The sequence below is a fragment of the Yinghuangia sp. ASG 101 genome, assembly GCF_021165735.1.
Classification (GTDB): Bacteria; Actinomycetota; Actinomycetes; order Streptomycetales; family Streptomycetaceae; genus Yinghuangia.
The window spans coordinates 3,958,131-3,974,991 of the sequence record NZ_CP088911.1; the positions used below are offsets into that span (position 1 = coordinate 3,958,131).

Annotated in this window: 17 protein-coding genes; 3 read left to right on the forward strand and 14 right to left on the reverse strand. The window is 72.3% G+C overall.

Annotation, left to right across the window (positions count from 1 at the left end; genetic code table 11):
* Window positions 1-352: 352 nt before the first annotated feature.
* Window positions 353-1,612 carry a phosphoribosylamine--glycine ligase gene (gene purD / locus LO772_RS16875; protein ID WP_231779224.1) on the reverse strand — a complete coding sequence of 420 codons (1,260 nt, stop codon included), beginning with the start codon at window positions 1,610-1,612 and terminating at the stop codon, window positions 353-355.
* Window positions 1,613-2,050: 438 nt separating this feature from the next.
* Here purD and LO772_RS16880 point away from each other — a divergent pair, with 438 nt between their 5' ends.
* Window positions 2,051-2,548, forward strand: coding sequence for a hypothetical protein (locus LO772_RS16880; protein ID WP_231779225.1), 498 nt, complete (start codon window positions 2,051-2,053; stop codon window positions 2,546-2,548).
* A gap of 21 nt (window positions 2,549-2,569) precedes the next feature.
* On the opposite strand, the gene LO772_RS16885 is transcribed toward LO772_RS16880, so the two are convergent.
* From LO772_RS16885 to LO772_RS16910, 6 genes are all read right to left on the reverse strand, one after another.
* Window positions 2,570-3,181: a hypothetical protein gene (locus LO772_RS16885; protein WP_231779226.1), complete on the reverse strand. Its 612-nt coding sequence runs from the start codon at window positions 3,179-3,181 to the stop codon at window positions 2,570-2,572.
* The gene (locus tag LO772_RS16890; protein ID WP_231779227.1) at window positions 3,172-3,729 is read right to left on the reverse strand and encodes an RNA polymerase sigma factor; all 558 of its coding nucleotides are present in this window, start codon (window positions 3,727-3,729) and stop codon (window positions 3,172-3,174) included. The genes LO772_RS16885 and LO772_RS16890 overlap by 10 nt, the downstream gene beginning before the upstream one ends.
* 129 nt (window positions 3,730-3,858) lie before the next feature.
* Window positions 3,859-4,464, reverse strand: coding sequence for a hypothetical protein (locus LO772_RS16895; protein ID WP_231779228.1), 606 nt, complete (start codon window positions 4,462-4,464; stop codon window positions 3,859-3,861).
* 181 nt (window positions 4,465-4,645) lie between these two features.
* Window positions 4,646-5,356 carry a GntR family transcriptional regulator gene (locus LO772_RS16900; RefSeq protein ID WP_231779229.1) on the reverse strand — a complete coding sequence of 237 codons (711 nt, stop codon included), beginning with the start codon at window positions 5,354-5,356 and terminating at the stop codon, window positions 4,646-4,648.
* A gap of 264 nt (window positions 5,357-5,620) precedes the next feature.
* Window positions 5,621-6,973 (reverse strand): aspartate aminotransferase family protein, encoded by a 1,353-nt coding sequence (locus LO772_RS16905; protein ID WP_231779230.1) that lies wholly within the window; start codon window positions 6,971-6,973, stop codon window positions 5,621-5,623.
* A 119-nt stretch (window positions 6,974-7,092) separates the two neighbouring features.
* On the reverse strand, window positions 7,093-8,382 hold the full coding sequence (locus LO772_RS16910) for an adenylosuccinate synthase (RefSeq protein ID WP_231779231.1): 1,290 nt from the start codon (window positions 8,380-8,382) through the stop codon (window positions 7,093-7,095).
* A gap of 122 nt (window positions 8,383-8,504) precedes the next feature.
* On the opposite strand from LO772_RS16910, the gene LO772_RS16915 reads away from it, so the two are divergent.
* Window positions 8,505-9,527, forward strand: a complete 1,023-nt coding sequence (locus LO772_RS16915) for a diacylglycerol kinase family protein (protein WP_231779232.1) — start codon at window positions 8,505-8,507, stop codon at window positions 9,525-9,527.
* 103 nt (window positions 9,528-9,630) lie between these two features.
* On the opposite strand, the gene LO772_RS16920 is transcribed toward LO772_RS16915, so the two are convergent.
* The 3 genes from LO772_RS16920 to LO772_RS16930 all read right to left on the reverse strand — a co-directional run bounded on the left by LO772_RS16920 (window position 9,631) and on the right by LO772_RS16930 (window position 12,835).
* Window positions 9,631-10,047: a DUF3151 domain-containing protein gene (locus LO772_RS16920; RefSeq protein ID WP_231779233.1), complete on the reverse strand. Its 417-nt coding sequence runs from the start codon at window positions 10,045-10,047 to the stop codon at window positions 9,631-9,633.
* 173 nt (window positions 10,048-10,220) lie between these two features.
* Complete coding sequence (fbaA, locus tag LO772_RS16925; RefSeq protein ID WP_231779234.1) at window positions 10,221-11,243, reverse strand: class II fructose-bisphosphate aldolase; 1,023 nt, start codon at window positions 11,241-11,243, stop codon at window positions 10,221-10,223.
* A 209-nt stretch (window positions 11,244-11,452) separates the two neighbouring features.
* Window positions 11,453-12,835: an FAD-dependent oxidoreductase gene (locus LO772_RS16930; RefSeq protein ID WP_231779235.1), complete on the reverse strand. Its 1,383-nt coding sequence runs from the start codon at window positions 12,833-12,835 to the stop codon at window positions 11,453-11,455.
* Window positions 12,836-12,983: 148 nt separating this feature from the next.
* On the opposite strand from LO772_RS16930, the gene LO772_RS16935 reads away from it, so the two are divergent.
* Window positions 12,984-13,682: a DedA family protein gene (locus tag LO772_RS16935; protein WP_231779236.1), complete on the forward strand. Its 699-nt coding sequence runs from the start codon at window positions 12,984-12,986 to the stop codon at window positions 13,680-13,682.
* 179 nt (window positions 13,683-13,861) lie between these two features.
* Here the strand turns inward: LO772_RS16935 and pyrE are convergent, their stop codons facing one another.
* The 4 genes from pyrE to LO772_RS16955 all read right to left on the reverse strand — a co-directional run bounded on the left by pyrE (window position 13,862) and on the right by LO772_RS16955 (window position 16,603).
* Window positions 13,862-14,401 (reverse strand): orotate phosphoribosyltransferase, encoded by a 540-nt coding sequence (pyrE, locus tag LO772_RS16940; protein WP_231779237.1) that lies wholly within the window; start codon window positions 14,399-14,401, stop codon window positions 13,862-13,864.
* An 89-nt stretch (window positions 14,402-14,490) separates the two neighbouring features.
* On the reverse strand, window positions 14,491-15,153 hold the full coding sequence (locus tag LO772_RS16945) for an SRPBCC domain-containing protein (RefSeq protein WP_231779238.1): 663 nt from the start codon (window positions 15,151-15,153) through the stop codon (window positions 14,491-14,493).
* A 125-nt stretch (window positions 15,154-15,278) separates the two neighbouring features.
* Entirely contained in the window at window positions 15,279-16,109 is an 831-nt protein-coding gene (locus tag LO772_RS16950; protein WP_231779239.1) for a hypothetical protein, read from the reverse strand.
* Window positions 16,106-16,603 carry a DUF2617 family protein gene (locus LO772_RS16955; RefSeq protein ID WP_231779240.1) on the reverse strand — a complete coding sequence of 166 codons (498 nt, stop codon included), beginning with the start codon at window positions 16,601-16,603 and terminating at the stop codon, window positions 16,106-16,108. The genes LO772_RS16950 and LO772_RS16955 overlap by 4 nt, the downstream gene beginning before the upstream one ends.
* Between the last annotated feature and the right edge of the window lie 258 nt (window positions 16,604-16,861).

A 16,861-nucleotide genomic window follows, 5' to 3' on the forward strand; every position in this document is an offset into this window, starting at 1 on the left:
CGAACCACAGTGCTCGCACGATAATGCGACGAGTTCGCCGGATCAGCCTGTTCGGGGCGAACTCCATCCGCGAGAGTGAGCCAAAAGGCCCTCACGGGGCCGATCGGCACAACAAACGGATCGTCGGTGCACTCGATCAGGACCCGAGTCCGACCGGACGATCACATGATCGGAACGGCACGACTCCGGATCGAAACCGGTCCGATTCCGGATCGAATCCGGAGGAACAGCGCGGGCTCGGACGATCGGGAGGATCAGGACTCCCGATCCGGGGTACAGGCTCGGGCCGCCCGCCACCGGTCGACGACGGGCTCAAGCGCGCGGGCGGGTCGACCGCGGGCCGCGCGGGGCGTCAGAGCGTGATCTCGCCCTTCAGCGCGCGCGCCGCGATGTCGGTGCGGTGTTGCGCGCCCGTGAGCCGGATGCGGCCGACCGCCTCGTACGCCCGGTCGCGCGCCGCGGCGAGCGTGTCGCCCGTCGCGGTCACCGAGAGCACGCGTCCGCCCGACGACAGCACGCCGCCGCCCTCGGCGCGGCGCGTCCCGGCGTGCAGCACGAACGCGTCCGGGACGTCGGCGGCGTCCGCGAGGCCCTCGACCGGGTCGCCGGTGCGCGGCGTCCCGGGGTAGTTCTCGGCGGCGACCACGACCGTGACGGCGGCGCCGTCGCGCCAGCGCAGGGGTTCGAGGTCGGCGAGCCTGCCGGTCGCGCTCGCGTGGAGGATCGAGGACAGCGGCGTGATCAGCCGGGCCAGCACGACCTGGGTCTCGGGGTCCCCGAAGCGGCAGTTGAACTCGATGACGCGCGGGCCGCGCGAGGTGAGCGCGAGGCCCACGTACAGCACACCGGCGAACGGGGTGCCGCGGCGGCGCATCTCGTCGACGGTGGGTTTGACGACCGTCGCCATGATGTCGTCGGCCAGCCCGTCCGGCGCCCACGGCAGCGGTGAATAGGCGCCCATGCCGCCGGTGTTGGGCCCGGTGTCGCCGTCGCCGACGCGCTTGAAGTCCTGGGCGGGCTGCAGGGCCACCGACGCCGTGCCGTCGGTCACCGCGAACAGCGACACCTCGGGGCCGTCGAGGAACTCCTCGATCACCACCCGCTCGCACGACGCGGCGTGCGCGCGCGCGACCTCCACGTCGTCGGTCACCACGACGCCCTTGCCGGCCGCCAAGCCGTCGTCCTTGACGACGTACGGGGGGCCGAACGCGTCGAGCGCGGCGGCGGCCTCCTCCGGGGTGGTGCACACATAGGACCGCGCGGTCGGGACCCCGGCCGCCGCCATGACCTCCTTCGCGAAGGCCTTGGACCCCTCCAGCCGCGCGGCCTCGGCGGACGGGCCGAAGCACGCGATGCCGCGCGCGCGGACCGCGTCGGCGCATCCGGCGACCAGCGGGGCCTCCGGACCCACGACGACCAGGTCGACCCCGAGACGGGCGGCGAGGTCGGCGACCGCGGCGGCGTCCGTCACGTCGACCTGCCGCTGCTCGGCGATCTCCGCGATGCCGGGGTTGCCGGGCGCGCAGTAGAGGGAGTCGACCGAGGGGTCGAGGGACAGCGAGCGGCAGAGCGCGTGCTCGCGGGCACCGCTGCCGATGACGAGGACCTTCACGGGGTCGAGCGTAGTGCCCCGCCCGGCGGCGCTCGGACGCCCGTCCCGTGCGTCCGCCCGGTGGCGGTTGTCGGCCTCTTGTACGGCTCCCGCCGGGTTGGCCGGAAAACGGAGTGATATCCGGTGGGTCATGCCGCGGCAAACACCACATTCCCTCAGGAAAAGGAACACGGCCCCCGGCCGCCGGACACCCGCCCGCCGTATCCGCGACGGTTTATCGGAAATCCGGCCAGACGCGTGCCGAAAAGTCTCCCGAGAAAGAGTGTTAAATCCCGAGAAGGCATCTGGCCGAAATCAAACTCCGCGCCGGGCACGGGGATTGTCCGGGCTGCCGTCCATGCGTTTTCCTTTTCTCACCCGAGAACCGCTCCGGGCCCTGTTCCGGATAACGCGGAATCCGCGTCCCGCGGTGGTCGTATACAAGAATTCGGAGTCGTCATGACCGGAAAACGCATCGCCGCCGCCTCCGCGGCGCTGGCCCTGGGCGGCGCACTGCTGTCCGGCACCGCCTCGGCCGCCCCGGCCGCCGGCGCCCCCGGCCACCACTGCGTCATCAACGCCGACAACGCCGCCACGACGTGCTTCGCGACGGTCGCGGAGGTCCAGGGCTTCATCACACAAAGCCGGGCCGGCGACGGCGCCCTCGCCGCACGCGCCACCGCGGCCGGCTCCTACACCGCCGCGGTGCTGTGGGACTACTACGGGTCGCCCGAATCCAACTGGATCACCAGCGACTACCAGTGCACGTATTACGGAACCGGCAACATACCCTGGGCCTTCAATGACAAGACCTCGTACGTCGACGTCTCCGCCGGCTGCTACCTGAAATTGTGGCAGCACACCAATCAGGCCGGCATCGTGGAGGGATTCCCGCCGGGCGGCTGGAATGTCACGCAAATCAACAACCAGGCGTCGTCGTGGGAGATTTATCCCTGACCGGGGAATGAGCGGCGGCACTCACTCGGCCGCCGGGCCGCCCGACTCCGGTGCCGGGAACACCTCCAGCGGCGGCAGGCCGGCGGCGTGGCAGAACCCCGGGCCCGCCGGGAACACCGCGGCGGTGTCCCTCACCACGCACACCACCAGGGACGGCACAACGCGGTCCGGGCCGGGCGCCGGGCGGGCGATCCCCGTCCGGGCACCGTGCTCCAACGTCCCGTTCCGCCACAAATCGGCGCACTGCTCGACGGCGGTGGCCGCGGCGTCCGGGACACCGACCCGCATCGTCTCGATGCCGTGCGGCGGATCGGCGCCGACATCGGTGTCCGTGTAGCAGTACACGCTGCCCCGGAGCCGGGCGTCCTTCGGCTCGGGGAAATCCAGGGACACCGCCACTCCCGTCGAGGCGACGATCGCGAGGCCGAACGCGAGGATCCATCCCCGGCGGGCCCGCCCGGTCGGAATCCGACGCGGTGTCGGCCCGACCCCTGTACGGGCCGACACCGCGTCGGGGCGTGAGACGAGGATGTCCTCGAGCGTGAACCTCGCGCTCGTCGACAACTCGTCCGAGTGCGGTGGAGCGGGGTCGTCCTGGTGCATCATCATGCGGACGCCGTCCGTCAGACGCATGGCTCCTCCAAACCCATTCGGGCCGGGACACCGCGACGCTCCGGTGCTTCCTCGGCGGCCCTGTCCTGACGGTCGAGAGCCGTGCGCAGACGGCGTTTCGCACGGTAGAGACGCGCCGTGAACGCCGCGACCGAGCAGCTCATCACCTTCGCGGCCGACGGGATGTCCAGCCCCTCCCACCCCACCAGCGCGAGCACTTCGCGATCGGTCTCGCCCAGGCTCTGCCACGCGTTGACCACCGAATTGCGCTCGGCCGCGCGGTCGGCCAGGTCGCGGCCCGGCTGGTCGCGCTCGACCGCGAGCCGGGCCTCCAGCATGAGCCCGCGGTGCTCCGCTCGCTGGTGGTTCCGCACGACGCCGCGGCCGACTCCGTAGAGCCACGGAAGGGGTTCCGTCCGAGGCACGGTCTCCCAGCGCCGCCACGCAATCAGGAAGACCTCGGCCGCGACGTCGTGCGCGGCATCGGGACCGACGCGGCGCCAGGCGTAGCGGAACACGGCGTTGTAGTGCTCCCGGTATATGTCCCGGAACGCCTCATCCCGCCCCACCTGCACCCCCGTCCCTCAGCCGTCGCCTGTCTATGTCCGGATGCCTCGCATTCCTTGCAGGGCAGGCGGAACTTTTTCTCGCGCGGCGTGCGGCTCGGGGGTCATGGGCCGGAAACGGCGTCGGACGGCTCAGGCGAAGACGATCATCGAGCCCTGCCGCACACTCAGCTGCGCCGCGTGGTAGAGCACCGCCCACACGAAACGCTCGCGGGCGTACAGCGACGCGTCGTACGTCGGCTGCGGCGTGGGCGGGTCCAGCAGGTCCACGCCGATGTAGGGCGCCAGATCCTCCAGTTCCCGCAGCATGCCCAGGCTCGACCCCAGCGGCCCGCCGTCCTCCGGCAGCGGCTCGTCCATCAGCGGCCGGGGGAAGTCCACCGGCAGGTACGCGCCCGCATGGTCGTAGTGCCACACCAGATGCGAGTGCTGCGCCGCCGCCTCGAAGGTCTCCAGCAACTGGTCGTAGTCCTCGCCGAGCACGTCCACGGGGGTCACCGGAAAACCCGTGCGGTGCAGCAGGTACGCGCGGCGCAGGAAGTGCAGCGAGTCGTGGTCGAACGCCCCGACCGTCCACACGCCCTTCTCCAGCCCTTCCGTCCACGCGTAGACCGGCACCGGCGGCAGCCCGCCGGCCGTCAACGCCATGTCGTAGGCGGCCAGTTCCTCTTTGAAGGGGTTCTCCGGGCTGTGGCACAGCGCGTCGACGAGCGGGACGAGCCAGACGTCACAGTCCACGGCGGGGCTCCAGGCGTGCGAGGGTCGGGAACGGGCAGCGCGGCCACGGCCGTACGGCGGCGCGGAACCGCGGTGGCACGGAAACGCGGAATACACCGGGGTGTTGGTGGAAACGATGCGGTGGACAACGCTAGCCGAGGTCCCCGCCGGCGTCTCCCCGGCGCCTCCGTCCGGATCGGCGTCAGCCCGGTTCACCGCCCTCCGCCGCGACGAGGCGCTTCGCGAACGGCCGCGCGGCGGCGATGTTGTCGCGCATGAGCGCCTGCGCGCCCTCGGGGTCGCCGGCCGCCAGACGGTCGACGAGTTCGCGGTGCCGCCGCCACGCCTCGGCCGGGACCTGCGCGGCCCGCAGGTACGGCCCCAGATACATCCAGGCCTGCACCCGCATCAGCCGCAGCATGCCCGCCAGCCGCGCGTTGCCGGACAACCGGCCCAGCTCACCGAAGAACTGACGGTCGATCAGGGCGGTCTCGGTGGTGTCGCCGTACCAGCGCATCGTGTCGAGCCGGTCCGCGAGCCGCCCGAGCGCGGGGCCGCACTCCGGCGGCAGCGTGCGGGCGATGCGCCCGACCAGCGGCACGGCGATGAGCTTGCGGGTCTCCAGGATCTCGGTGAAGTCGGTCCATCCGTACTGCGCCACCTGGAAGCCCCGGTGGTGTCCGCCCGTGAGCAGACCGTGCGCGGCGAGGTGGATCAGCGCCTCGCGCACGGGAGTCGCGGACACCCCGAAACGGCGGGCGGTGTCGTTGACGGTCAGTGACGCCCCCGCGGAGAGGCGCCCGGTCACCAGGTCGTCGATGAGTGCCTCGGCGATCTCCTCGCGCAGGCTGATGCGGCGTACCGCGCCCATGAACGAGATCCCGGTGAACACATCGGATTCAGCCGGCTGCACGTCGTCTCTTCTCACCCCGGCCGCCGGCGCCCCCGCACCGACGGGCATCCCCCATCCGATCCGCTCGATCATATGAACGGATGTCCGGTTTGAGCAGCAATGGCGCGACAAAAAACGCGGCGACGAAAACGCGGCGCGGCCATGGCCGTTCCCGCGGACCCCCGCTGCCGGGTGGTCCGAGCCCCCGCGAACGGCCGTGGCCGGTACGCCGCGTCCCCCCGAACCCGCGTTTGGCACATCCCGCGCGGTCAGGGGCGGGCGGGGTCACCCACAGAACGCGTCGGCGACCGTGAGTGCCTCGTCCAGGATCGCGAGGCCTTCCTTGGCCTCCTCCTCGCCGGTCGTGCACGGCGGGACGACGTGTGTGCGGTTCATGTTGACGAACGGCCACAGGCCGCGTGCCCGGCACGCCGCCGCGAAGTCGTTCATCGGCTTCGCGTCCGCACCCGCCGCGTTGTACGGCACCAGCGGCTCGCGCGTCTCCTTGCTCCGGACCAGCTCGACGGCCCAGAACACGCCCAGCCCGCGCACCTCGCCGACCGACGGGTGCCGGTCCGCGATCGCGCGCAGCCCCGGGCCGATCACCGCGTCACCCAGCCACTTGGCGTGCTCGACGATCTTCTCGTCGCGCATCGCGGTAAGCGTCGCCACCGCGGCCGCGCAGGCCAGCGGGTGGCCGGAATACGTCAGGCCGCCGGGGTAGGGCCGCTCGCGGAAGGTCTCGTACACCGACTCCGCGATGATCACGCCGCCGAGCGGCACATAGCCGGAGTTGACGCCCTTCGCGAACGTGATGAGGTCCGGTGTGACGTCCCAGTTGTCGACCGCGAACCACGCGCCGGTACGGCCGAATCCGGCCATGACCTCGTCGGCGACGAAGACGATCCCGTACTTGTCGCACAGCGCGCGCACCCCCGCGAGGTAGCCCGGCGGCGGCACCAGGATGCCGGCGGTGCCGACCACCGGCTCCAGCACGACCGCGGCCACCGTCGCGGCGCCCTCGAACACGATGGTGTTCTCCAGGTGCTCCAGCGCCCTCTGGCACTCCTGCGCCTCGTCGGTCGCGTGGAACGGCGAGCGGTACAGGTAGGGCCCCCAGAAGTGCACGAACCCCGAGACGTTGGCGTCGCTCGCCCAGCGCCTCGGCTCGCCGGTCATGACGATCGCGTTGGCCGTCGCCCCGTGGTACGAGCGGTACGTCGTCAGCACCTTCGTCCGCCCGGTGTGCAGCCGGGCCATGCGCACCGCGTGCTCGACGGCCTCGGCGCCGCCGTTCGTGAAGAAGACCCGGTTCAGGCCGCCGGGCGCGCGCTCGGCGATGAGGCGGGCGGCCTCGCTACGCGCGTCGTTCGCGAACGCCGGCTGGATCGTGCACAGCTTGTCGGCCTGCTCCTTGATCGCCGCGACGACCTTCGGGTGCTGGTGGCCGATGTTCGTGAAGACCAACTGGGACGCGAAGTCGAGGTAGCGCTTGCCCTCGTAGTCCCAGAAATAGGCGCCCTCGGCCCCCGCGACCGGCAGGGGCGTCACGGCGCCCTGCGCGGACCAGGAGTGGAAGACATGCGCGCGGTCTGCTTCGTACACGGCCTGCCCGGCCGCCGGGTCCACTGTGGTCATGGGCCCAGCCTAGAGAGCGCCCATGCGGCCCGAAACGGGCACTCTGTCGGCCGTACGCCCCCGAGACCGACAGTCCGTCGGCACTCCGTCGGCTCGGGGGACCGCACGCCGCCGGGCGACTACCGGTCCAGGAACGACCGTACGGCGATCGTCTGGTCGCGGCCCGGCCCGACGCCGATCGCGGAGATCGGGGCGCCGGACATCTCTTCGAGCGCCTTGACGTAGGCCCGGGCGTTCTTGGGCAGGTCGTCCAGGCTCTTGGCACCGGTCAGGTCCTCCGACCAGCCCGGCAGCATCTCGTACACCGGCTTGGCGTGGTGGAAGTCGGACTGCGACAGCGGCATTTCGTCGTGCCGCACACCGTCGATCTCGTACGCGACGCAGACGGGGATCCGCTCCCAGCCGGTCAGCACGTCCAGCTTGGTCAGGAAGAAGTCGGTCAGCCCGTTGACGCGCACCGCGTACCGCGCGATCACCGCGTCGAACCAGCCGCAGCGCCGGTCGCGGCCGGTGGTCACGCCGAACTCGTGCCCGATCGTGCGCAGCTTCTCGCCGTCGTCGTCCAGCAGCTCGGTCGGGAACGGCCCCGAGCCGACGCGCGTGGTGTACGCCTTGAGGATGCCGATGACGCGGCTGATCTTGGTCGGCCCGATGCCCGACCCGGCACACGCGCCGCCGGCCGTCGGGTTCGACGACGTGACGAACGGATACGTGCCGTGGTCGACGTCCAGCAGCGTCCCCTGGCCGCCCTCCAGCAGGACGACCTTGCCCTCGTCGAGCGCGTTGTTGAGGATGTACGTCGTGTCGGCGACGTAGTCCTTGACCGCGTCGGCGTACCCGAGGTACTCCTCCACGACCGCCTGCACCGACAGCTCGCGCCGGTTGAACATCTTGACCAGCATCTGGTTCTTGTCGCGCAGCGCGCTCTCGACCTTCTGCTGCAGAATGCCGGGGTCGAACAGGTCCTGGACGCGGATCCCGACGCGGTTGATCTTGTCCGCGTACGCGGGTCCGATGCCCCGGCCCGTGGTGCCGATCTTCCGCTTGCCGAGGAACCGTTCCGTCACCTTGTCGAGGGTGCGGTGGTAGGGCGTGATGAGGTGGGCGTTGCCGGAGATCAGGAGCTTCGACGTGTCGACGCCGCGGTCCCGCAGCGTGTGGATCTCCTGAAGCAGCACACCGGGGTCGACGACGACCCCGTTGCCGATGACCGGGGTGCACCCCGGTGTGAGGATGCCGGAGGGCAGAAGGTGCAGCGCGTACTTCTGGTCCCCGACGACCACCGTGTGGCCGGCGTTGTTGCCGCCCTGGTAGCGGACCACGTAGTCGACCGAACCGCCGAGCAGGTCGGTGGCCTTCCCCTTGCCCTCGTCTCCCCATTGGGCACCGACGAGCACGAGTGCGGGCATGAGGCGTACACCCCTTCCTGGCGGGGCATGTTTGTTCACGGGAGCCCCGGAAAGTCCAAGCCCCTTGACGCCTGCGCGCAAGGGGCTCTTGCGGGGAGAGGTTACCTGAGGAAGGACGACCGGTGTCGGCCGAGCGTGCGCTGCTCGTGATCACAGACCCCGCGGCACGCTCGGTGGACGGCGAGTCGGTACGGGTCGCGCTGGACGTATTGCGGGCCGCAGCCCCCGCCAAAATCGTGGTTCCCGCCGATTCCGCGGAGCTGGAACGGGCCCTCGCCCGGCGCGGCCGTCGGCGTGTCGTGGTGGTCGCCGGCGACGGCGGCGTGCACTCCGTGGTCCGCCTCCTGGAGCGCGGCGGCGAGCTTGCCGAGACCCCGCTCGGGGTCGTCCCGGTCGCCGCGCGCCCGGGCGCCGACAACGCCCTCGCGGCGGCGCTCGGACTGCCCGCGGAGCCCGCCAAGGCCGCCCGAGTCGCGCTCGGCGGCCACGACCGCGCGCTGGACCTGCTGCTCGACGACCTCGGCGGCGTGGCGCTGCGCTCGGTCCGCATCGGCAACGGTGTCCGCGCGGTCCGTCCCGCGTCGCTCGCCGGCCCCGCGGCCCGCAAGACGCTGCGTCAGATGTGGGACGTCGCGGTCCACTCGGTGTCCTCGGCGGTCGGCCCGGCCGGGCACCGGCTGCGCGTCGAGGCCGACGGCGCGGTGCTGGCCGATACCGACCGCCCGCTGTTCTCGGTGCACGTCGGCTGCGACGACCGCGGCAACAGCCCGGCGGAGTCGGGCACTTCGGCGGAACCGCCGACGGCGGTCGTGCAGGAACGGTCCGTCGGCACCGACGGACCGGAGCCCTCCGGCGCCACCCGCACCCAGCCCGCCCCCGCGACCGGGACGGCGAGCGTCCTGGTCACCGGCTACGCGGCGGCGGGCCGCTTCGGGCTCCCCGCCCAGACGCGCGGCACCGAGCGCGCGTCCGACGACGCCGCCGCACACGGGCTGGTCGAGGTGCGCGCCCGCGAGATCACCGTCTGCGGCGACGACTTCACCTACGAGGCCGACGCGATGGCCACCGGCCCGGTGCGGCTGCGCACCTGGACGGTGCGCGCGGCGGGCTGGCGCCTGTATGTGCCGGAGGCGGCGGCGCGCTGAGACGGCACCGGCGGCCTGACAGGCCGTCGGAACCCGTCATGGGCGCGCCGGAACCGCCCCGGCCCGCGTCGTCGTGGTGGGCCGGGCCGCGGGGCCCGGGGGCTCAGCCCTCCAGCGCGTCGGCCGCGGCCTTGCTGCTCTCGCGCAGGAACAACGTGCAGCGCACCTGCTCCTCCTCCTCGCCGATCGCTCCCGCGGCGCGCGCGAGCGCGTGCAGGGCGCGCAGGAAGCCCTGGTTGGGCGCGTGCTCCCACGGCACCGGGCCGTGCCCGCGCCAGCCCGCCTTGCGCAGCGCGTCGAGGCCGCGGTGGTAGCCGGTGCGCGCGTACGCGTACGACGCGACGGTCTCGCCCGCGGCGAACGCGCGGTCGGCGAGCGCGGCCCACGCGGCCGAGGAGGTGGGGTACTTCGCCGCGACTTCGGCCGGGTCGGTGCCCGAGGCGAGGAGCGCGCGGGGCTCCGGCTCGTCGGGGAGCAGGGTCGGGTCGGGACCGCCGAAGAGGTTCTGGTCGATCGTCATGCCCCCATCCTGCACTGATCCCGCGGGAGTTCCCGCGGCGCACGGGCGGTGGCCCGGTGCCGCGAGGGCACCGGGCCACCGAAAACCGGGCGAAGGCCGTGAACGCCCGTGCCCCGCCCGGCCCTCGCGTGGCACGGCCGCGGGCTTGCGGGCGGACCGGGCCGCCGCTCGGGTCACTTCAGGCGCGTACCCGCCGAGCGCAGGTCCTGGCACGCGACGACGACGCGCTCGGCCATCGACGTCTCGGCCGCCTTGCCGTACGAACGCGGGTCGTACTGCTTCTTGTTGCCGACCTCGCCGTCGATCTTGAGGACGCCGTCGTAGTTGCGCATCACGTGGTCGACGATCGGGCGGGTGAAGGCGTACTGCGTGTCGGTGTCGACGTTCATCTTCACCACGCCGTAGTCGAGCGCCTCGCGGATCTCCTCCAGCAGCGAGCCCGAACCGCCGTGGAACACCAGGTCGAACGGGCGGTCCTTGCCGTGCTTCGCGGCGACCGCGTCCTGGATGTCCTTGAGGATCGACGGGCGCAGCACGACGTTGCCGGGCTTGTAGACGCCGTGCACGTTGCCGAAGGTGGCCGCCAGCATGTAGCGGCCCTTCTCGCCGAGGCCGAGCGCCTCGACGGTCTTGAGCGCGTCCTCGGGGGTCGTGTAGAGCTTGTCGTTGATCTCGTTGTCGACGCCGTCCTCCTCGCCGCCGACGACGCCGATCTCGACCTCCATGACGATGCGCGCGGCGGCGCACTTGACGATCAGCTCCTGCGCGATCGTCAGGTTCTCGTCGAGCGGCACGGCCGAGCCGTCCCACATGTGCGACTGGTAGAGCGGGTCGAGGCCCTTCTTGACGCGCTCCGCGGAGATGTCGACGAGCGGACGCATGAAGCCGTCCAGCTTGTCCTTGGGGCAGTGGTCGGTGTGCAGGGCGATGTTGACCGAGTACTTCTCGGCGACCACCTTCGCGAACTCGGCGAAGGCGACCGAGCCGGTGACCATGTCCTTGACCGTGGTGCCGGACAGGAACTCCGCGCCGCCGGTGGACACCTGGATGATGCCGTCGCTCTCCGCCTCGGCGAAGCCGCGCAGGGCGGCGTTCAGGGTCTGGGACGAGGTCACGTTGATCGCGGGGTAGGCGAACCGACCGGCCTTCGCGCGGTCGAGCATCTCGGCGTAGACCTCGGGAGTTGCGATGGGCATGCGTTTGGCTCCTCGTCAAACGAGCGTGCGGCGGATATGAGGGTTTCGACACGGATGGCCGTATCACCGCTTGACGCCCATCCTGGCAGACCGGTTGTCCGGAGACACCCTCCTCCCCCGGGCCGCCGTCCTGGAGAAGACGTACCCACCGCGGCGATCCGCCGCAACGTTTCGGCACGGCGTTTCGTCCCGCGGTGTCGTGCGGCCGTTCAGAGCGCGGGCCCCGCGACCTTGCCCGCGACCTTGCGCGCGGCGACGAGGATGGGGTCCCACACGGGCGAGAACGGCGGCGCGTAGCCGAGGTCGAGTGCGGTGACGTCCTCGGCGGTCATGCGCGCGGTCAGCGCGACCGCGGCGGTGTCGATGCGCTTGGCCGCGCCGTCGCGTCCGACGATCTGCACGCCGAGCAGCCGACCGCTGACGCGCTCGGCGATCATCTTCACCGTCATCGTGTCCGCGCCCGGGTAGTAGCCGGCGCGGCCGGTCGATTCGATCACCGCGGTCTCGTACGCGAAGCCGGCCGCCTCGGCGTCCTTCTCGCGCAGTCCGGTCCGGCCGATCTCCAGGTCGCAGACCTTGCTCACCGCCGTGCCGACCACTCCCGGAAAGGTCGCGTAGTCACCGCCGATGTTCATGCCGGCCACTCGGCCCTGCTTGTTGGCGTGGGTGCCGAGGGGGATGTGCTGGAACCGGCCGGACACCAGGTTCAGCACCTCGACGCAGTCGCCGGCGGCCCAGACTCCGGCGTGCCGCGCGTCGTCGCCCCACACGCGCATCCGCAGGTCGGTGCGGATGCCGCCGCTGTCGCCGAGCGGGAGCCCGGCGGCGCGGGCGAGTTCGGTGGCCGGGCGTACGCCGGTGCCGAGCACCACGACGTCGGCCGGGTACTCCGCGTCCGACGTGACCACGGCCCGCACGCGCCCGTCGGGGGCCGTCTCGATGCCCTGGATGTCGGCGCCGGTGACGACGTCGATGCCCAGCGCCTCCATCTGGGTGTGCACCAGGACGCCCATGTCGGGGTCGAGTGTGGACATCGGCTGCGCGCCGCGGTCCAGGACGGTCACCGCGAGGCCGCGCTGCTTCATCGCCTCGGCCATCTCGATGCCGATGTAGCCGCCGCCGATGACGACGGCCCGGGTACGCGCCGGGGCGAACCCGTCGATGAGGGCGCGGCCGTCGTCGAGGGTCTGCACGCCGTACACCCCCGGGGCGTCGATGCCGGGGATCGGCGGCCGGACCGGGGTGGCGCCGGTCGCCAGGACCAGGTGGTCGAAGCCGATGCGGTGGGCGGCGCCGGTCGCGGTGTCGCGCACCTCGACCTCGCGCTTGTCCAGGTCGATGCCCTCGGCCTCGGTGTCGAGCCGCACGTCGAGGCCGCGCCTGCGGTGTTCCTCGGGTGACCGGGCGATGAGCGCGTCGGGCCCGGCGACCAGGCCGCCGACCCAATAGGGGACGCCGCAGGCGGAGTACGACGTGTACGGGCCGCGCTCAACGACCACGATCTCCAGGTCGTCGGCGCCCCTGCGGCGCCGGGCCTGCGCGGCGGTCGCGCCGCCCGCCGCGTCGCCGCCGATGACCACCAGTCGTTCCATGCGCTAGCTCCGTAGTCCGGCTGTCACGTGCGCCCATCCTCGCTTGCCGGAGAGCGGCGGGGCCGCCGGGGTCGGGGGGTGCCCCGGTCGAACGCGTGCCCGGGCCGCCGAATGCCCCGGAGTCCCGCAATACGGCTACCCTGCGCAGGTGGATTCCCTCGCTGTGAACGTGCTCGATGCCACGTCCGTCATTTCGACATTCGGACTCATCGGCATCCTCGCCATCATCTTCGCGGAAACCGGCCTTCTCGTCGGATTCTTCTTCCCGGGCGACTCGATGCTCTTCCTGGCCGGAGTCGCGGCCTCCAGCTCGGCCGAGAAGGTCGTCGGCACGACGCTGCCGCTGACCTGGCTGCTCATCGGCGCGCCGCTGTGCGCGATCGCCGGCGCCCAGCTCGGCCACCTCATCGGGACCAAGGCCGGTCCCAAAATGTTCAACAAACCGAATTCAAAGCTTTTCAAAAAAGAGTACGTGGAGAAGGCCGAACACTACTTCGAGAAGTTCGGCCCGGCGAAGGCCGTGGTGCTCGCCCGGTTCATTCCGATTGTGCGGACCTTCCTGAACCCGGTCGCGGGCGTGCTGGAGATGCCGGCCCGGAAGTTCTTCGTGTGGAACGTCGTCGGCGGCGTCGTCTGGACGGTCGGCATCATCCTGGCCGGCTACTTCCTCGGCGACGCGATCGGCGACAGCATCGACAAGTACCTGCTGCCGGGCATCGCGGTCATCGTCGTGATCTCGCTGCTGCCGATCATCATCGAGGTCTTCCGCGAGCGGCGGGCGAAGAAGCGCGGCGACGGCCCGTCCGCCGACCGCGCCGAGGAGCCGGTCGCGCAGAACAGCAACTGACCCCGGCTGCTGCGAGCACCCGCGCGGGATCCGTCACGGGTCCACGGGGTCCACGGCGAACGACCAGGCGCCCACGGCTATTCGCCGGGGCGCCTGGTCGTTCGCGGATGTCCGGACGCCGCTCTCGGGACGCGGGTCCGGGGGTCGGGGGCTCGGGGTCGGGGGCTCGGTCGTGCGGGTCAGCCGAGGCCGAGGTCGTCCAGGGTGTACGCGGTGACGTACGGCAGCCCGGCGGCCTCGATCGCGGGGGCCGCGCCGCGCTCCACGATGACCGCCACCCCGACGACGTCGGCGCCCGCCTCGCGCAGGGCCTCAACCGCCGCGAGCACCGAGCCTCCGGTGGTGGAGGTGTCCTCGACCGCGAGCACGCGGCGTCCCGCCACGTCCGGGCCTTCGATGCGGCGCTGCAGGCCGTGCGCCTTGCCCGTCTTGCGGACGACGAACGCGTCGAGCCGGCGGCCCCGCGCCGAGGCCGTGTGCAGCATGGCGGCGGCCACCGGGTCCGCGCCGAGGGTGAGCCCGCCGACCGCGTCGTAGTCGAGCCCGGCGGTCGCGTCGAGCATCACGGAGCCGACCAGCGGGGCGGCCTCGGCGTCCAGCGTCACGCGGCGCAGGTCGACGTAGTAGTCGGCCTCTTTGCCGGACGAGAGGGTGACCCGGCCGTGCACGACGGCCTTGTCCTTGATCTGGGCGAGTAGGGCATCACGGTCGGCGCTCATGGCGGAGAGCCTAATGCCGCCGGTCGCGGCGGCCTCCGCGCCGGTCGGCCGCGGACCACCACCGGCAGGGCGGGTGCCGCGACCGCTGGTCACCCGCTCCTGCGGCGGCGGAACGCGCGGCCGATGAGGAGCGCGCCGACGACCATCGCGGCGGGCGGGCCGATCCGGCGCAGCAGCGGTGTACCGCGCACCGGTTCGGGACCGGGGGCCGGGACGACGACCGGGCGGGCGCTCGACGCGGACGACGAGCGGGCGCCGGCCCGGCGTACCGGGACCGGTTCGGGGACCTCCTGGTCGCGGACGGGAGCGAGCTCCTCGGTGAGCGCGGCGGTGAAGCGGTCCGCCAAGCGCCGCCAGGCGGCGGCGAGTTGGTCGGGCGACAGCTCGGCGGTGCGGCCCTGCGCGGTCATCGAGCCGTCGAACACCAGGCGTGTGGACGAGGCTTCGTCGTCCAGCCGGATCGTCAGCACCGCCTTGATCGGCGCGTCGCCCCGCGCCTCGACGCCTTCGGCGGCGACCACGATCGCCAGCGGCAGATCCTCGGCCTCGGTGACGGCGAGAGTGCCCTTGTAGGTCACCGTCGTCCCGCCGGCGCGCAGCCGCAGGCGCCCGGTGAGCTGCGGGCCCTCGCCGCCGTTGCGCGGGGGTGCGTCGTTGGTGAGCCCCGGAACGCACCCGGCCAGGCGGGCCGGGTCGTGGAACACACCCCATACGAGCCGGACCGGAATCGGCACCACGACCTCGTACGCCATGGGATCGCCTTCCCTCCTCCGCCTGCGGACGCCGCGGGTGGTCCGCGCGCCCTGTCGGGCCTTGCGTGCGCCTGTGGCGGTGCCGCGGGCACACCTGTGCGACACGGCACGCACCGTGGCGAAGCCTACGCACCGGCCGGACACGAGGACGAACATGTCGGCCTGTCGCCTTCGCGCGTCGCGTCCGGCGGGGTCGGGCCGCACACCGCGACCGCGGCGATGGCGGCGACGACCGCCGCCACCAGCAGGCACACCCGCACGCGCGCCCGCCGGCCGAGGTCGGCGCGGAAGAGCCACAGCACCACGCACGTCCCGACCAGGGCGTTCACCGCGCCCGCGACCGCGACCGTGCCGACCTCGCCGAGTGCGGGCAGCAGCAGGAACGGGAAGAGCAGGCCGCCGCCGAGCGCGCCGACGTAGTCGGCGGCGAACAGGTCGGCGACCGCGTGGCCCGCCTCCTGGCGGCGGATCCGCTGCACGAGCGTCATCAGCAGCGGGATCTCGGCGCCGACGAGGGCGCCGGTGGCCAGGCAGACGGCGAGCATCCCCGCGCGGTAGAGGCCGAGCGCGTGGTCCGCGACGTAGACGGCCGTCACCGAGGTGCCGCCGACGGCCGCGAGCGCGCTCTCCACGACGGCGAACGCCTCGGCGGGGCGGTGCGCCCACGGCTTGGCGGCGAGCGCGCCGATGCCCATCGCGAAGACCATGACCGACAGCACGATCGACGTCTCGGCGACCGGATCGGGGCCGAGGCGGCCGGCGAGGGCGACCAGGGCGAGTTCGTACACGAGCCCGCACGCCGAGCACACGAGGACGGCGGCGAGGACCACCCAGCGGGCGGCGGTCGGGGGCAGGGGCAGGGCGGCGGGGATGTGTTCGGCGGCGTCGCGTGCGTACGCCGGCGGGTTGGCGGTGCGCGCGTCCTTCGCGGCCCCCGCGAGGTCGGGTGCGTTCACGTGGCCCGGCTGCGGGTGCTGACGATGCGCCCTTCCTGCGGATACGTGTGCCACGTGGACCAGCCGAAGCCCTCGCCCGATCGTTCGGCGGTGATGGCGGTGACCGCGTTCGGCACGCCGGGGTACGCGCCGACCATCCCGCCCGGGTGCCTCTCGACGGCGGTGACGAGGGCGCACACGCGGGCGTCGAAGCGGTCGCCCGGCAGGAATTCGACGAGCGACGTGAACTCGTAGTCCCATCCGTCGACGCGCTGCGCGGCACGCGCCGGCATCGGGGTGCGCGCGCTGCCGAGGCAGGCCACGGTCTCCGAGCACACGCCGCGCGGAGCGTGGACGAGCACTTGGTGGGAGGCGCCCAGCAGGCACAACTCCAGACGCACGCCGCCCAGTTCGAGCGAGCGCGAGGCGAGGGGGCGTAAGGGGCCGAGCCCCAGGTACCAGCCCAGGGCGTCGGCGCGGGTATCGGTGTACGCGGTGGTCAGTTCGGCATGCATGGCAGGTCGGGCTTCTGCGCGCGGGCGCGCGGGATCGGCGCGCGGTTCGGCGCGGGTGGACAAGGAAATGTGTGGGTCGTCACCGCCCTGACAGCCCAGGGCTCGATCCACGGTAGGCGGTGCGCTCAGCCCAGTCGTCACCCGTGACAGTGAAAGCGGTTCACTCATTCGGGTGAAATCCCGAGTGGATGCGGCAGGGTGTTCAAGGATCGTCGCGGATAGCGGCACGGCCGAAACCAAGTGGTCGACGTCGGGCCG

Excerpts from the sequence above, each read along its gene's own strand:
- LO772_RS16930 (WP_231779235.1), bottom strand. The coding sequence starts at position 12,835 with ATGGAACGACTGGTGGTCATCGGCGGCGACGCGGCGGGCGGCGCGACC.
- LO772_RS16920 (WP_231779233.1), bottom strand. The coding sequence starts at position 10,047 with ATGACGATCGACCAGAACCTCTTCGGCGGTCCCGACCCGACCCTGCTC.
- LO772_RS16880 (WP_231779225.1), top strand. The coding sequence starts at position 2,051 with ATGACCGGAAAACGCATCGCCGCCGCCTCCGCGGCGCTGGCCCTGGGC.
- LO772_RS16955 (WP_231779240.1), bottom strand. The coding sequence starts at position 16,603 with ATGCATGCCGAACTGACCACCGCGTACACCGATACCCGCGCCGACGCC.
- LO772_RS16945 (WP_231779238.1), bottom strand. The coding sequence starts at position 15,153 with ATGGCGTACGAGGTCGTGGTGCCGATTCCGGTCCGGCTCGTATGGGGT.
- LO772_RS16885 (WP_231779226.1), bottom strand. The coding sequence starts at position 3,181 with ATGCGTCTGACGGACGGCGTCCGCATGATGATGCACCAGGACGACCCC.
- fbaA (WP_231779234.1), bottom strand. The coding sequence starts at position 11,243 with ATGCCCATCGCAACTCCCGAGGTCTACGCCGAGATGCTCGACCGCGCG.
- LO772_RS16905 (WP_231779230.1), bottom strand. The coding sequence starts at position 6,973 with ATGACCACAGTGGACCCGGCGGCCGGGCAGGCCGTGTACGAAGCAGAC.
- pyrE (WP_231779237.1), bottom strand. The coding sequence starts at position 14,401 with ATGAGCGCCGACCGTGATGCCCTACTCGCCCAGATCAAGGACAAGGCC.
- LO772_RS16910 (WP_231779231.1), bottom strand. The coding sequence starts at position 8,382 with ATGCCCGCACTCGTGCTCGTCGGTGCCCAATGGGGAGACGAGGGCAAG.